Raw genomic sequence first — 13,773 nt, forward strand, 5'->3', positions numbered from 1 at the left:
AGCGCATCGAGCGCTGCTCCACCAAGAATGTAAACGATGTAAACCAGTGACCGGAGTGACGTCCGCGACGTCGGCGCCGACAGCGGCGCCATGACCTGGACGAAGGGGCACGCGGTGTGACGAGGCCCACGCGTCGCGCGGGCTCGAGGCGGCTCAGGGCGTGACGACGAGCCCCAGCGACTCGGCGAGGACCACGGCCTGGGCGTGGTCGATCACCGCACCGGTCAGGCGCGCCGCACGCGGGTCCAGCGCCGAGAGGTCCGTGCCCCGCAGGACGGCGTCGCGCAGGTCGACGTCGCCCAGCTCCGCGCCGGACAGGTCCACCCCGATCACGGTGGCACCGGACAGCCGCGCCCCGTCGAGGTCGGCCTCACGCATCCGCAGGCCCTCGAGGTGGACGCCGTCCATCGCCGCCCGCCGCAGCGTGACGAAGGACCAGTCGCCGCGCTCCGCCCGCAGCAGGTCGAAGCGGCAGTCGTCGAAGCGCGAGCCCACGAGCTTGCATCCCTCGAACGACGCGTCGAACAGGTTGGTGCGGCTGAACGTGCACCCCGTGAACGCGGTCTCGCGCCACACCGAGGCGTTGAACCGCGCCCCGCGGAACGTGCACTCCACGAAGGTGGCGCCGGTGGCCGTCACCTCGGTGAGGTCGACCTCCACGAGCTCCACCCGCTCGAAGGTGCGGCCGGACAGGTCCCGGCCGTACCAGTCCTCGCCCCGAACCGTGCTGCCCGGCTCGATCGCGTCCGGTGCGGGCCCCCGCTCGACGTCGCTCATCCCCGCACGCTAGCCCGCCCGGGCGACACCGACCCCACCCGGCGCGAGCCGGCCAGGCCCCCGAGGTAGTACCGGAGCCGGCCCCGCTACTACCTCGGCAGGCCCCGTACTACCTTGCGGTGGACGGGTGGTCCCTCGGCGGCGCGGGTGACACTGGACCCGTGCCCGACACGACGACGCCCCGAGGCCTGGTCCTGACGCCCGGCGCGGGCGCGAGCCGCGACCACCACACGCTCGTGGCCGTGGAGCAGCGGCTGGCCGCGCTCGACCCGCCCCTGCCCACCGAGCGCGTGGACTTCCCGTACCGGCTGGCCGGCAAGCGGATGCCGGACCGGCCTCCCGTCGCCGTCGCGCATCTGCGCGCCGAGGCGGAGCGGTTCGCCGGGTCGCTCGGCGTCGGGACGGACGCGCTCCTGCTGGGCGGCCGGTCGTACGGGGGGCGGATGTGCTCGATGGCGGTGGCCGAGGGCCTGCCCGCCGCCGGGCTGGTGCTGCTCAGCTATCCGCTGCACCCACCGGGCAGGCCCGAGAAGCTCCGCGTCGACCACTTCCCCGACCTCGCGGTGCCGGTGCTGTTCGTCTCCGGCGACCGCGACCCGTTCGGGAGCCCCGACGAGCTGGCCGCGCACGCCGCGGCCGTCCCCGGTCCCGTCACGACCGTCATCCTGCCCGGCGCGCACGACGTCCGGGGCAAGGACGACGACGTCGCGGCTGCCGTCGCGGACTGGGCGCGCACGCTCTGACCGTCCCCTCCCGCTCGCATGTCCACCGATGCGCGCTTTTGTCCGCTCGCGCTCGGCACCACCGTCGGCCTGCCAGCATCTGACCCGTCACGACCGTCGACCGACGGCACATGTGTGCAAGGAGGCCCTCATGTCCACGAGAAAGCTCCGACGCTCCGGCGTCGCGTTCCTCGCCGTCGGCGCCGTCGCCGCGCTCGGCGCCTGCAGCGGCGGCGACGCCTCGGGCGACGGCGGTGAGGACGTCACCCTCACCTTCGCGTGGTGGGGCGACGCGTCGCGCGCCGAGCGGTACGAGAAGGCGATCGACCTCTACGAGGAGAAGAACCCGCACGTCACCATCCAGTCGTCGTACGCGTCGTTCGCCGACTACTGGACCGCCCGGAACACGGAAGCGGCGAGCGGCAGCCTCCCGGACGTGTTCCAGATGGACGTCTCCTACCTGTCGCAGTACGGCGGCACCGGCCAGGTCGCCCCGCTCGACGAGTTCGTCGAGGACGGCACGATCGACATCTCGACGTTCCCGGAGAACGTCATGCCGGCCGCGAAGGTGGACGGCAAGCTGGTCGGCATCCCGACCAGCACGGGCGGCATCGCGAACTTCTTCAACACCGGCCTCTTCGAGGAGCTGGGTGTCGACGTGCCCGACGGCGACCTCACCTGGGACGAGTACGACGCCGTCCTGTCGCAGGTCGGCAAGGCCGGCGCCGACCACGACCCGCAGGTGAGCGGGTCCACGCAGTACACCCAGATCTGGACCGTGTTCGAGATCTGGCTCGCCCAGCAGGGCACGTCGCTCTACACCCCGGACGGTGCGCTCGGCTTCACGGAGGCCGACCTCACCGCGTGGTGGGAGCGGGCGACGCCGCTGTTCGAGGACGACGGCTTCATCGACCCCAAGCGGCAGGAGCAGCTCAACGGCGCGGACGTGCTGGGCAGTGGCGTCACGGCGAGCGAGCTGAGCTTCTACAACTTCCTCGTCCGCTTCTCCGAGGGCAGCGCGGGCGGCGAGTTCGCGATGACGCTGCCCCCGGCCGACGACGCGAGCAACCGCGGCCTGTACCTCAAGCCGTCGCTGGAGCTGTCGATGTCCGCGAACGCCGAGAACCCCGAGGAGGCGGCGAAGTTCATCGACTTCATCGCCAACGACCCGGAGGTGAGCAAGGAGTTCGGGCTGTCCCGCGGCGCCCCGATCTCGCAGCCCGCGATCGACGCGCTCGAGCCGGAGGGCCTGGACGAGCAGATTCTCGAGTACTGGGAGCAGCTCTCCGAGGTGGCGGGCGACACTCCCCCGCCGCCGCCCGAGGGCGCCGGCGCCGTGGAGGTCGAGTTCACCCGCATCGCGCAGGACATCGGGTTCGGCAGCACGAGCCTGGACGACGGCGTCAAGGAGTTCTTCTCCGTCGCCCCGGGGATGCTGGGCTGACGACCTGGCCACGCATCGAGCGTGCTGACTTGATCCTCAAGACGGCGGTTTGAGGATCAATTCAGCACGCTCGATGCGTGGGGTCAGCGGCCGCCCGCAGGCTTCTCCGGGTACTCGGCGGGCCGCTTGCCCAGCTCGACGGCGAGCTCGTGGCGTCCCGCGAGGATGTCGGCCCGCTCCTCGTCGCGCTGGCGCAGGGCGTCGGCCTGCAGGTCGGGCGACAGGTGGTCCCAGTAGAGGGTGCCGTCCAGGTGCTGCGCCTCGTGGATGAAGGCGCGGGCCAGGAACCCGCGGCCCGACAGCTGCACGGGGCCGCCGTGCTGGTCGACGCCCCGCACGGTGGCGGCGCCGGGCCGCTCCAGCGGCTCGTACGCGCCGGGCACGGACAGGCACCCCTCGTCCTCGGTCTCGGGGTCGGCGTCCGCGTCCATCTCGAGGACCGGGTTGACCACGTGCCCCACGTGCCGGTCCCCGCGCTCGTCCGTGACGTCGTACACGAACAGCCGCAGCCCGACGCCGACCTGCGGCGCCGCCAGCCCCACGCCCTCGGCGTTCTCCATCGTGGCGAACATGTCGTCGATCAGGCGCGCGAGCTCCGGGGTGGAGAACTCCTCGACCGTCGCCGCCGGCGCGTGCAGCACGGGCTCGCCGATCTCGGTGATCCGCAGCACGCGGCCGCGCGCCGCCTCCGGCGCCTGGGCCGGGTACGGGTCGGCCGGCTCCCCCAGCAGGTACGTGGTGGGCCGACGTCGACCGAAGCTCCAAGCCATGGGACAGAGCCTAGGCGAGGGCGGCGGGGCCGGGCCGCGCTCCGACCGGTGGCGGCCCGTGCCCGACCGGCGAGCACCCGGCGTCCGCGACACCCTGGCAGTGCCGTCGTCGCCCCGAGGAGGTGCCCGTGACCCGCTCCCCCGACCGCCCCGGCGCCGACCGCTGGGTACCCGACGGCGCGGCGCGCCGCGACGTCGACGCGCTCACGCGGGCGGCGCACGCGTGCCGGGGGTGCGAGCTCTGGCACGACGCCACGCAGGTCGTGTTCTCCACCGGGCCGCCCGACGCCGACCTCGCGCTGGTGGGCGAGCAGCCCGGCGACCGCGAGGACCGGGAGGGCGAGCCGTTCGTCGGCCCCGCGGGCCGGGTCCTCGAGGACGCGCTCGAGACCGCCGGCCTGGAGGCCGCGTCGGTCTACCTCACCAACGCCGTCAAGCACTTCCGGCACGTCGAGCGACCGGAACGCGGCAAGCGCCGGCTGCACAAGACGCCCGACGTCGCGCACGTGCGCGCGTGCCTGCCCTGGCTGGAGGCCGAGCTGGCCGCCGTGCGGCCGCGAGTCGTCGTCGCCCTCGGCGCGACCGCCGCCCGCGCCGTGCTGGGCGCCCCCGCGCGCATCGGGGAGCTGCGGGGCCGGCTGCTCGACGCCCCGGAAGGCGGCGCCCTCCCCGGCGCTCCCGTCGTCGTGACCACCCACCCGTCCGCCCTGCTGCGGCTGCGCGACCGCGCCGGCTGGGACGACGCCTTCGCCGCGCTCGTGGCGGACCTCGGTACCGCGGCACGGGCCGCCCGCGCAGCCTGACCTCGGGGGTCCCCCGGAGCCGCGTCATACCCCAGGGGGACCCGTGCCCAGGAGGAATCCGCTCGTGGTCCGACGCGGCCGGCGGCCCGCCGCGGGCACCGTAGGTGTCATGACACCTCTGCTGAGCGCGCGTGGCCTGACGATGCAGTACCCCGGCGGGGTCACGCCCGCCCTGGACGGCGTGGACCTCGACATCGCCGCCGGCGAGTCGGTGGCGATCATGGGCGCGTCCGGCTCCGGCAAGACGACGCTGCTGCACTGCCTCGCGGGCATCCTGCGGCCGACCGCCGGGTCGGTCACCTTCGCGTCGGGGCAGGGGCCGGTGCGGGTCGAGTCGCTGGACGACGCGGCCCGGTCGCGGCTGCGGCGCGAGGAGCTCGGCTTCGTGTTCCAGCAGGGCCTGCTGCTCGACGAGCTCACGGCGCTCGAGAACGTGGCCGTGGCCCGGATGCTCGGCGGGGTGCCGCGCGGCCAGGCCGAGGCGGAGGCCGCGCAGTGGCTGCAGTACCTGGGCCTCACGGGCCTGGAGCAGCGGCGCCTCGGCGAGCTGTCGGGCGGCCAGGCGCAGCGCGTCGCGATCGCCCGCGCCCAGGTGACGGGCGCCCGGCTGATCTTCGCCGACGAGCCCACCGGCGCCCTGGACTCCGCCACGTCCGTCGAGGTGCTCGACCTGCTGCTCTCCGCCACCGCGCAGGGCCGCACGCTCGTCGTCGTCACGCACGACGCCGACGTCGCGCGCCGCTGCGCCCGCACCGTCGTCCTGCGCGACGGCCGCGTCGTCTCGGACACGGCGGCCCCGTCCGCCCCGACCGCCGCCGAGGTGTCGCGATGACCGCCACCGCCCCGGCACCCGCGCCGGCCGCCGTGCCGGGCGCGCGACCGGCCGGAGCCCTCGCGACGGCCGTCCACCTCGCCCCGCTCTTCCGGCGGCGGCGCGACGGCGACCGCCTGGCCACCGCGCTGCCCGTGGCGAGCTTCGCCGTGGTCACGGCCCTGCTGCTCGTGGTGCTGGGCGGTGCGCAGGCCTTCTTCGGCTGGGACGACGAGCTCGCCTCCACCTACGAGACGCTCGCCGTCATCGCGGTCGTGCTGCTCCTCGTGCCCCTGGCGACGGTGGGCGCGTCCGCCGCCCGCCTCGCCGCCCGACGGCGCGACGAGCGGCTGGCGTCCCTGCGCCTGCTCGGCGCGACCACCGGCACGATCACCGCGCTCACCGTGCTCGAGGCGGCGGTGACGGCGCTGGCCGGGGCCGTCCTCGGCGTCGTGCTCTATGCGGTCCTCGCCCCGCTGGTCGGTCTGCTGCACTTCCGCGGCGAGGCGCTCGGCGCGCAGATGTGGGTGCCCTGGTGGTGGCTGCCGCTCGCCGTGCTCGGCGTCGCGCTGCTCGCCGCCGCGAGCGCCGTCGTCGGCCTGCGCGCCGTCGTCGTGACGCCGCTGGGCGTGCGCACCCGGCAGAAGCCGGGCACCGCGCACTGGGTGCGCGTCGTGATCGCCGTCGGCGTGCTCGTCGTCGGCCTGGGGCTCATGCAGATGCTGGGCGTGCTCGGCGAGATGGGCGGCATCGTCGCGATCGTCGGGACGCTCGCGGCGATCTTCGGCGGCATGCTGCTCGCCCTCGACGCCCTGGGCCCGTGGTTCGTCCGCGTGCGGGCGCGGCGCCAGGCGCGCAAGGCGCAGACCGTGCCGCGGCTGCTCGCCGCGCGCATGATCCTCGAGGACCCCAAGGCGGCGTGGCGCCAGGTGAGCGGCGTGGCGATGACCAGCTTCGTCGGCGTCTTCGGCGCGGTCGGCCTCGCCATGACCAGCATGACCTCGACCGACGGGATGGATGCGAGCGAGCGGTGGCTCCTGCAGGACATCTCGACCGGCGTCCTCGTCACCGTGGCGGTGTCGTTCCTCATGGTCGCGTGCTCGGTGGGCATCAACCAGGCCGCCTCGACGCTCGACCGGGCCGCCGTGCACGTCTCGCTCGACCGGCTCGGCGTCCCGCGCGAGGTGATGGGCGAGGCCTCCCGGCGCGCCGTGATGTCGGCCCTGTGGATGGTGGCCGGCGGCTCGGCGCTCTGCGCGGCCGTGCTGCTGTTCCCGCTGGTCGGGATGGCGATCTTCGTCCAGCCCGTCGCGATCGTCACCGCGCTGGCCGTCTTCGCGCTCGGGTTCCTCGCCGTCCGCGGTGCGGCCGCGCTCAGCGCCCGCCTCGTGCCGGGGATCCTCGCCCGGCCCGAGCGCGCGCTCTGACGTCGCGGGTCAGCCGGCGGAGCCGTCGGTCTTCTTCCCGGTCTCCCGCTCCCAGGCGTCGAGCTGCTGGGTGAGCGCCCGCGCCAGCTCGAACACCTGCTGCGGCGGGATGCGTACCCGGGAGACCACCTTGCCCGGCACCACGCGGCCGGTGACCGCCCCGGTGTCGGGGTCGGTCACCGGCTGCGGCGGCTTGGTGGCCGCGACGAAGTCGATGACGAACGAGGTCGACGTGTGCCACAGCGACGCGAAGTCCGCCGGGACCCCTCCCTCGAGCTCGGCGGGGACGTCGATCTTGAACTTCACCTCGTTGTTCGCCATGGCCCCCACTGTCGTCCCCCTGCGGCCCGGTCGCCAACAGCCCGGCGACGGGCGCGCCGCGGCGGCCGCGCGACGAGCAGCGCCCACACCACGAGCCCCACGACGAGGGCCCAGAAGGCGGACCCGACGCCGAGCACCACGAGAGGGCTGGCCGCCGTGAGGAACGTGGCCGTCGCGGCGACCCGGTGCGACTCGTCGCGGAGGGCGGCCGCCAGGGCGGAGCCGAGGGTGGTGAGCAGCGCGAGCCCGGCGACCGTCTCGAACACCCCGGCCGGGGACGCCGCGACGAGCGCCGTGACCAGCGGCGACAGGACGGCGAGCACGAGGTAGGCCCACCCGGCGCTCTGCGTCGCGACCCAGCGACGCGGGGGGTCGGGGTGCGCCTCGGCCGATGCCGGCAGCGCCGCCGTGATGGCGGCCAGGTTGACCGCGTGGCCGCCGGCGAACGCCCCCACCATCGTTCCGGCCCCGGTGACCAGCAGCGTCTCGCGCCAGGGGACGGCGTAGCCGAAGGAGGCCAGGACGCTGACCCCGGGCACGTTCTGCGACGCCATCGTCACGACGTACAGCGGGAGGGCGATGCCCACGACGGCGGGCAACGTGAGCTCGGGCGTCGTCAGCACGAGGCCCGGCGGCCGGAGCCCGAGGGTGGTGTCCCCCGCGGCCACCGCCGCCAGGACGAGGACGACGGCGAGCCCGAAGGCGACGGGCGTGGCCCACCGCGGCGCCAGGCGGGCGAGGACGAGCCACACGACGATCACCGGCCCGACGAGCAGCGGCGCGGTCGTGACGGCGACCAGCGGCTCCAGGCACAGCGAGAGGAGCACCCCCGCGAGCATGGCCTGGGCCACGGGCACGGGGATGGCCGCGACGAGCCGCCCGAGCGCGGGCCACGCCGCGGTGAGCCCGATCAGGGCGCCGCACACGACGAACGCCCCGACGGCGGCGGGCCACCCGCCGGCGACCCCGCCCGCGCCTGCGAGGACGGCTGCGCCGGGCGTCGACCATGCCAGGGTCAGGGGCGCGCGGTGGCGGCGGCTGAGCCAGATCATCCCGAGCCCCTGGACGACGCACAGCACGAGGAGGCCGGACGCCGCCTGCGCCGGCGTGGCACCGACCGCCCGCAGCCCCGTGACGACGACCGCGAACGAGCTGGTGAAGCCGACGAGGGCGGCGACGATCCCGACACCGACCGGCTGCGCGAGCGAGCGTTCCACGAACGGAACGGTAGGCCCGACCCGCCGCGTTCCGCAAACAGAACGCTAGGATGACGCCGTGCGATCCGCCGAGCTCTCCGCGCTCATCGGCGAGCGCCTCACCTCCGCCCGCGCCGTCCGAGGGCTCTCCCTCGGGGCCCTCGCCCGGGCCGCCGGGATCGGCAAGGGCTCGCTGTCGGAGATCGAGGGCGGGTCGCGCAACCCGAACCTCGCCACCCTCTACGCCCTCGCCGGCGCCCTCGACGTCCCGATGTCGTGGCTGCTCGCCGAACGCGCGGGGGCCGAGGTGTCCTCCCCCGGCATCCGCACCCGGCTGCTGGCCGCCACGCAGGAGGACGAGGTCACGGTGGAGGTCTTCGCCCTGCGGCTCGACCCCGGCCCGATGCACCGCTCGGAGGCGCACGGAGCCCACGTGACCGAGCACCTGCTGGTCACCCGCGGCCGGGCCGAGGTCGGCCCCCTCGACGCCGCCGTCGAGCTCGGCGTCGGCGAGTCCCTGCAGTGGACCGCCGGCTCCCGGCACGGGTACCGCGCGCTGGGCGGGGCGCCGGCCGAGGCGGTGCTCACGATGTGGTGGCGTCGCACCAAGCAGGACTAGTCAGACAGATCCCCTTCGACCGACCGGCTCCCGGCACCGGCGGTCGGCCCGCTGACCGGCGACTCAGCCCGCCTGGGTGCCGACCAGCGCCAGGGCGAGGATCGTGAGGTCGAGCCACCGGCCGAACGTGGTGCCCACCTCGGGCAGCCGGCCGACGTGGGTGAACCCGAGGGACTCGTGCAGCCGGCCGGACGCGGTGTTCCCGGCCTCCCGGTGACGGGGCGTCACGGCGTCGGGCGCGGCGCCTCGTCGTCGGGGCGGAACCGGTCGAGCTCGGCTCGCGTGAACCCCACCCGCTCCGTCTCCCGCCCCTGCGCCGCGCCCAACGCGTCGGCGAGGTCCTTGGCCGCCTCGAGGCGGTGCCCCCGCCGTCGCCGGTCGCGCGGACCGCCGCCACGGCGGTAGGCGCGCCGCTGCTTCCAGGCGCCCGCGAGCGCGTCGGCCTCCTCCGGGGTGAGGGTGCCGTCGTCGACCTCCGGCGCCATGAGGTCCCGCATGGCCGCCCGCTCCGGTGCGACGGTCACGTGGAAGACGACGAGGACGACGACGATCGCGACGACGACCTGCAGCACGAGGAGCGTGATGACGAGCGGGCCGTTGCCGGCAGCGAGGGCGGAGGTGCTGTCCCACGCCCAGTGCAGCACCATCGCGACCAGGCAGAACAGCAGGCCGCGCCCGACCAGGCGCCGCTGCGCGACGGTGCCCACGAGGTACACCACGCCCGCCCCGAAGATCGCGGAGTACAGGATGTGCGACGTGAAGCCGGTGCCGAGGCGCAGTACCACGGTGTGCAGGCTGGAGCCGACCGGGTCGACGCCGAACCCGTCCGGCGCGGAGTTCAGCGCATAGAGGATGTCCTCGAGGATCTCGAATCCGAGGCCCACGAACGCCCCGACGACGAAGCCGTCGAACGCCGTGCGCAGCACACGCGGGGCGATGAACATGAGCAGCAGGACGCCCGCCCCCTTGCCCCACTCCTCCATGAACGGGGCGGCGAGACCGGCGCCCCAGTCGACGGCGAACGCCGGGTCGACGAGCTTGGCGTACAGGCTGAGCAGCGCCGCGTTGCCGTGCAGCGCGATTGCCCAGGTGGCGGCGAACCCGCCCCAGAGGAAGGCGGCGACGCGCAGGTCCAGTGGCTGACGGGAGTAGCGGTCGATGTGCGTGGTGAACCACCAGAACAGCACGGCGTAGACGCTGAAGATCGCCGCCGAGATGCCCAGGGGCTCCCCGTAGGCGGGTCCCTGGCTGCGCACCTGCGAGACGGTGAACCAGAGGCCGTAGGCGATGACCGCGACGAAGACCCAGAGGCAGGCGTTGCGGGGCTGGACCCACGAGACGCGCTGGCCCCAGCCGACGTCGTCGGCCACCTGCGCGCGCCGGTCGAGCAGCTCCGTGCGGGTCATGAGGCCTCCACCGACGTGACGGGACGGATCGAGCGGATCATCCGGATGATGTCGGCCTCGATCTGGTCGTCGTCCGTCTGATCCGGGCCCGAGGCGACCACCTCCACGCCGGTCCCGTCGAAGACGTACGCCGCGACGAGCCCCGCCCCGCTGGCGAACGTGAACCGTCCGGCGACACCCCGTGCGCCCTGGGAGGTGTGGAACGTCTCCACCTGCCCCATGTCGATGGTGACGCCGTCGCTCAGCCGCTCGTTGTTCTTCTGCAGCTGCGCCATCAGCTCGGCGGGCGTCCCGTCGAAGGTGTCGGAGACGACCGAGAACGTGAAGCCGTCCTTCGACACCTGGGCCGTGTTCGGGAAGCCACCCGACTCCGGCGGGTCCGACGCGAGCACGCCGGAGTCGATGCTCCACCCGGCGGCCGGGTCGAACTCGACCTGGTCGACCCGGATGACGTCACCCGCCCGCGCCGGGTCGTCCACCGGGACCGCCCGGTCCAGGGCGGGCAGTCCCCACACCGCCAGCGCGACCAGCAGGACCACGATCGCCGCCGGCAGCAGCGTCGTGCGGTCCATCCCGAGCCAGCGACGCTCCACCGGCACCCAGTCCGGCGGCACGCTCTGGTGCTCCGGCGCGACTTCCGCTCGCATGGCCCTCCCCGGACGCCACGGACGCCACACCGGCGCCCGGCAGCGCGGAGATCGCGCGGCAGTACGGAAGATCGCACGTTCCGGAGAGAAGCGCGCGGCGAACGCTCCCCGGGTGCGGCGTGCGCCGAGGTATCAGACCGCCGCCGCGCACGTCGTTCCCAGCAGGGGCCGGTGCGCCCGGCCCGACGCACCACCGAGGAGCCCTCCGATGTCCGCGATCGACGCATCCGCCACCGCCGCGACGACGGCCGCCCCGGCGTCGTCGGCCCCCGTCCCGGCGCCCGTCCCCACCCCGGTCGCGGCGCCCGAGGCCTCCGGCGCGACCGGGCACGCCACGGTGTCGCCCCGGCTGCGCACCGCCGCGTACGTCGTCGCACTCGTCGTCGGCGCGCTCGCCACCGCCGCGTCCACCATCACCGCCGCCGTGGCGCCGGACTCCGCGCAGACCGTCACCGCCGTCGGCGGCGCCGTCGCCGGCCTGTTCGCCACCATCTCCGGCGGCCTCGGCACCGCCTACCGTCCGACCTCGTCGCGCGGCACGCCCTGACCGGTCGTCAGTCGTCGTCGCACTCCGGGCACTGCGCGGAGAGCTCCTCCAGCGCGGCCTCGTGCCCCCGGCACGTGAGGTGCCAGCCGGTGTTGGCGATGATCGCGTGGCTGACGGTGCTCGGGCCCGACTCCGTATGGACCACCGCCGCCGCGATCCCCTGACCGCACACCAGGAACCTGGTCGACGCCACATACTTCACCGTGGCCATCCCGTCACCGTCGTCCGAGCCCTCGATGCACGCTTCCCGGCCGGACCGACAGCGCGGGCCGCCGGGCGGCGGTACGGCGCCCTCAGCTTCCGCTTGCCGGGAGCCGCGATCGTCGTGAAGTTAATTTCGATTCACGCTGGGGTGGATCGGGGACCACATCACGAGGGATCGGACGGCGCCCACGCAGCCCATCGACATCGACATCCCGACGATCAACAACCCGGACTATGACTAGACCGCACGGCCTGCACCGGGACGACGGTCCGTGGTCACGGCGCCCTCGTCCCGGCCGCGCCCGGGGGCCGCGTCCGCTCGTGGACGCCGTCGAGGTGCGCACGCAGCTCGGGCGGCCCGTGCACGACGAACCCGCACCCGACGGCGAGCAGCCGCAGGGCCAGCCACTCGACGGTGTCCGGGGCGCTGTGCCAGCGGGTGTCCGCGCCGTCCGGGCTGAGGTCGCCGTCCCCGAGGTGGTCGCCCAGCCGGCGGCGGGCCTCGTCGACGGGCAGCCGCAGGGTGACGTCCGCGCGGAGCGTCGGCGCCATCGCCGCCTCGGCCTGCTCCAGGTACGCCGGGACGTCCTTCGCGAGCAACTCGTGGCGTGACCGCGCCCCGGTCGCCCGCAGCGCGCGGACCCGATCCACCCGGAAGGTGCGCCAGTCGGCGCGGTCGACGTCGTACGCCACGAGGTACCAGCGCCCCCGGATCGTGACGACGTGCTGCGGCTCCACGTGCCGCGGCCCGCGCCGACCGTCGCGCGCCTCGTGCTCCAGGCGGACCCGCTCGCGGCTCGTCGCGGCGCCCGCGAGCACGGTCAGGACGTCCGGGTCGGCACTGCCACCGGCCGGGCGCTCCCAGGCCATCGCGCTCGCGCCCAGCGCCCGGACGCGGTGCCGCAGTCGGGAGGGCAGCGACCGGCTGAGCTTGCCGAGCGCACGGACCCCGGCGTCCTCGAGCCCCGGCAGGCCGTGCCCGGCGACGGTGCGCAGTCCCAGCGCGACGGCGACGGCTTCGTCGTCCTCCAGGAGGAGCGGTGGCATCGACGTCCCGGCCACGAGGCGGTAGCCGCCGTGGGTGCCGAGCGTCGCCTCGACCGGGTAGCCCAGCTCGCGCAAGCGGTCGACGTCGCGACGCACGGTGCGCTGCGTGACCTCGAGCCGCCGGGCGAGCTCGGGCCCCGACCACGTGCGGGCCTGCAGCAACGACAGCAGGGAGAGCAGACGCGACGTGGGTCCGGTCATGCGGACATCATCGCGCCGATCGAGGACAGGATCGGTCCTCGTTGCTCCGTAGCGTGTCCGTCGACAGCACACGCCCGACGACGGAGACCATCATGAACGCCTCGCAGCGCACGACCCCGGCCGGATACACGAGCGTCGCCCCGTGGGTCGTCACCGACGACACCGGCGCGCTCCTCGACTTCGTGACGGCGGTGTTCGACGGGGAGGAGCTCGGACGCGTCCTCACCGAGGACGGCGCCGTGGGGCACGGAGAGACACGCATCGGCGACACCGTCGTGCTCGCGTTCGACCGCCACCCCGAGTGGCCGGTCATGCCCAGCCTGCTGCGGGTCTTCGTGCCCGACGCCGACGCGACGTTCGCGAAGGCCGTCGCGGCCGGCGCCCACGTCGTGACCGCGCCGTCCGACAGCGCCTTCGGGCAGCGCGGCGGTCGCATCAGGGACCCGTTCGGCAACATCTGGTGGGTGGTGAGCCACGTCGAGGACGTCCCCGAGGACGTCGTCTGGCGGCGCCTCCAGGAGCCGGCCTATGCCGAGCAGATGCGCGTCGCCCAGGAGACTCTCGACGCCGAGCTGAGCGGGCGCGCGCAAGGTCGCAGCAGCGCGCCGGTGCGCTGATTGCCGGTACGACGAAGGCCCGGTACGACGAAGGCCCGGAACCTCCAGGTTCCGGGCCTTCTGAGCTGAGCCGCCTATCAGAATCGAACTGATGACCTATTCATTACGAGTGAATCGCTCTACCGACTGAGCTAAGGCGGCGTGCCGTGCACCGGCGTGGAACCGGATCAACGAGCGCGCCTACAGTACCTGACGCCCGGGCCCGGCTCCAAAA

Annotated in this window: 17 protein-coding genes and 1 tRNA gene; 8 read left to right on the top strand and 10 right to left on the bottom strand. The window is 74.4% G+C overall.

The genetic code is table 11. The features are described from left to right. Positions 1 to 153 precede the first annotated feature (153 nt). A complete protein-coding gene (locus tag ACFQ8T_RS13320) occupies positions 154 to 777 on the bottom strand; it encodes a pentapeptide repeat-containing protein (protein ID WP_430547002.1) in 624 nt (207 codons plus the stop codon). Positions 778 to 938: 161 nt separating this feature from the next. On the opposite strand from ACFQ8T_RS13320, the gene ACFQ8T_RS13325 reads away from it, so the two are divergent. Next, a complete protein-coding gene (locus ACFQ8T_RS13325; RefSeq protein WP_430547003.1) occupies positions 939 to 1,520 on the top strand; it encodes an alpha/beta family hydrolase in 582 nt (193 codons plus the stop codon). Between the two features lie 130 nt (positions 1,521 to 1,650). Beyond that, positions 1,651 to 2,943: an ABC transporter substrate-binding protein gene (locus ACFQ8T_RS13330; RefSeq protein ID WP_430547004.1), complete on the top strand. Its 1,293-nt coding sequence runs from the start codon at positions 1,651 to 1,653 to the stop codon at positions 2,941 to 2,943. An 83-nt stretch (positions 2,944 to 3,026) separates the two neighbouring features. On the opposite strand, the gene def is transcribed toward ACFQ8T_RS13330, so the two are convergent. Further along, complete coding sequence (gene def / locus ACFQ8T_RS13335; RefSeq protein ID WP_430547005.1) at positions 3,027 to 3,713, bottom strand: peptide deformylase; 687 nt, start codon at positions 3,711 to 3,713, stop codon at positions 3,027 to 3,029. 128 nt (positions 3,714 to 3,841) lie between these two features. Here def and ACFQ8T_RS13340 point away from each other — a divergent pair, with 128 nt between their 5' ends. From ACFQ8T_RS13340 to ACFQ8T_RS13350, 3 genes are all read left to right on the top strand, one after another. Beyond that, positions 3,842 to 4,516, top strand: coding sequence for a UdgX family uracil-DNA binding protein (locus ACFQ8T_RS13340; protein WP_430547006.1), 675 nt, complete (start codon positions 3,842 to 3,844; stop codon positions 4,514 to 4,516). 109 nt (positions 4,517 to 4,625) lie between these two features. After that, the gene (locus tag ACFQ8T_RS13345; protein WP_430547007.1) at positions 4,626 to 5,348 is read left to right on the top strand and encodes an ABC transporter ATP-binding protein; all 723 of its coding nucleotides are present in this window, start codon (positions 4,626 to 4,628) and stop codon (positions 5,346 to 5,348) included. Then, positions 5,345 to 6,754: an FtsX-like permease family protein gene (locus tag ACFQ8T_RS13350; RefSeq protein ID WP_430547008.1), complete on the top strand. Its 1,410-nt coding sequence runs from the start codon at positions 5,345 to 5,347 to the stop codon at positions 6,752 to 6,754. Before ACFQ8T_RS13345 ends, ACFQ8T_RS13350 begins: the two co-directional genes overlap by 4 nt. A 9-nt stretch (positions 6,755 to 6,763) precedes the next feature. On the opposite strand, the gene ACFQ8T_RS13355 is transcribed toward ACFQ8T_RS13350, so the two are convergent. Together ACFQ8T_RS13355 and ACFQ8T_RS13360 are read right to left on the bottom strand one after the other, a co-directional pair. Next, positions 6,764 to 7,075: a DUF3467 domain-containing protein gene (locus ACFQ8T_RS13355; protein WP_429765858.1), complete on the bottom strand. Its 312-nt coding sequence runs from the start codon at positions 7,073 to 7,075 to the stop codon at positions 6,764 to 6,766. Continuing rightward, positions 7,057 to 8,292 carry a benzoate/H(+) symporter BenE family transporter gene (locus tag ACFQ8T_RS13360; RefSeq protein WP_430547009.1) on the bottom strand — a complete coding sequence of 412 codons (1,236 nt, stop codon included), beginning with the start codon at positions 8,290 to 8,292 and terminating at the stop codon, positions 7,057 to 7,059. Before ACFQ8T_RS13360 ends, ACFQ8T_RS13355 begins: the two co-directional genes overlap by 19 nt. A 58-nt stretch (positions 8,293 to 8,350) precedes the next feature. Here ACFQ8T_RS13360 and ACFQ8T_RS13365 point away from each other — a divergent pair, with 58 nt between their 5' ends. Next, positions 8,351 to 8,890 (top strand): helix-turn-helix domain-containing protein, encoded by a 540-nt coding sequence (locus tag ACFQ8T_RS13365; RefSeq protein ID WP_430547010.1) that lies wholly within the window; start codon positions 8,351 to 8,353, stop codon positions 8,888 to 8,890. 63 nt (positions 8,891 to 8,953) lie between these two features. Here the strand turns inward: ACFQ8T_RS13365 and ACFQ8T_RS13370 are convergent, their stop codons facing one another. From ACFQ8T_RS13370 to ACFQ8T_RS13380, 3 genes are read right to left on the bottom strand one after another with little or no spacing between them, the layout of a single operon-like run. Then, positions 8,954 to 9,118, bottom strand: a complete 165-nt coding sequence (locus ACFQ8T_RS13370) for a GNAT family N-acetyltransferase (protein WP_430547011.1) — start codon at positions 9,116 to 9,118, stop codon at positions 8,954 to 8,956. Continuing rightward, positions 9,115 to 10,296, bottom strand: a complete 1,182-nt coding sequence (locus ACFQ8T_RS13375; RefSeq protein ID WP_430547012.1) for a PrsW family intramembrane metalloprotease — start codon at positions 10,294 to 10,296, stop codon at positions 9,115 to 9,117. The genes ACFQ8T_RS13370 and ACFQ8T_RS13375 overlap by 4 nt, the downstream gene beginning before the upstream one ends. Beyond that, positions 10,293 to 10,943 (bottom strand): hypothetical protein, encoded by a 651-nt coding sequence (locus tag ACFQ8T_RS13380; protein WP_430547013.1) that lies wholly within the window; start codon positions 10,941 to 10,943, stop codon positions 10,293 to 10,295. Before ACFQ8T_RS13380 ends, ACFQ8T_RS13375 begins: the two co-directional genes overlap by 4 nt. Before the next feature lie 208 nt (positions 10,944 to 11,151). On the opposite strand from ACFQ8T_RS13380, the gene ACFQ8T_RS13385 reads away from it, so the two are divergent. After that, entirely contained in the window at positions 11,152 to 11,490 is a 339-nt protein-coding gene (locus ACFQ8T_RS13385) for a hypothetical protein (protein WP_430547014.1), read from the top strand. Positions 11,491 to 11,497: 7 nt separating this feature from the next. Here the strand turns inward: ACFQ8T_RS13385 and ACFQ8T_RS13390 are convergent, their stop codons facing one another. After that, positions 11,498 to 11,683, bottom strand: coding sequence for a hypothetical protein (locus ACFQ8T_RS13390; RefSeq protein ID WP_430547015.1), 186 nt, complete (start codon positions 11,681 to 11,683; stop codon positions 11,498 to 11,500). Between the two features lie 287 nt (positions 11,684 to 11,970). After that, the gene (locus ACFQ8T_RS13395) at positions 11,971 to 12,942 is read right to left on the bottom strand and encodes a helix-turn-helix transcriptional regulator (RefSeq protein ID WP_430547016.1); all 972 of its coding nucleotides are present in this window, start codon (positions 12,940 to 12,942) and stop codon (positions 11,971 to 11,973) included. A gap of 92 nt (positions 12,943 to 13,034) precedes the next feature. Here ACFQ8T_RS13395 and ACFQ8T_RS13400 point away from each other — a divergent pair, with 92 nt between their 5' ends. Continuing rightward, positions 13,035 to 13,559 (top strand): VOC family protein, encoded by a 525-nt coding sequence (locus tag ACFQ8T_RS13400; RefSeq protein ID WP_430547017.1) that lies wholly within the window; start codon positions 13,035 to 13,037, stop codon positions 13,557 to 13,559. 68 nt (positions 13,560 to 13,627) lie between these two features. Here the strand turns inward: ACFQ8T_RS13400 and ACFQ8T_RS13405 are convergent. Next, positions 13,628 to 13,700, bottom strand: a tRNA-Thr gene (locus ACFQ8T_RS13405). Positions 13,701 to 13,773 lie beyond the last annotated feature (73 nt).

The organism is Isoptericola sp. NPDC056618 (assembly GCF_042792715.1).
Classification (GTDB): Bacteria; Actinomycetota; Actinomycetes; order Actinomycetales; family Cellulomonadaceae; genus Isoptericola; species Isoptericola nanjingensis.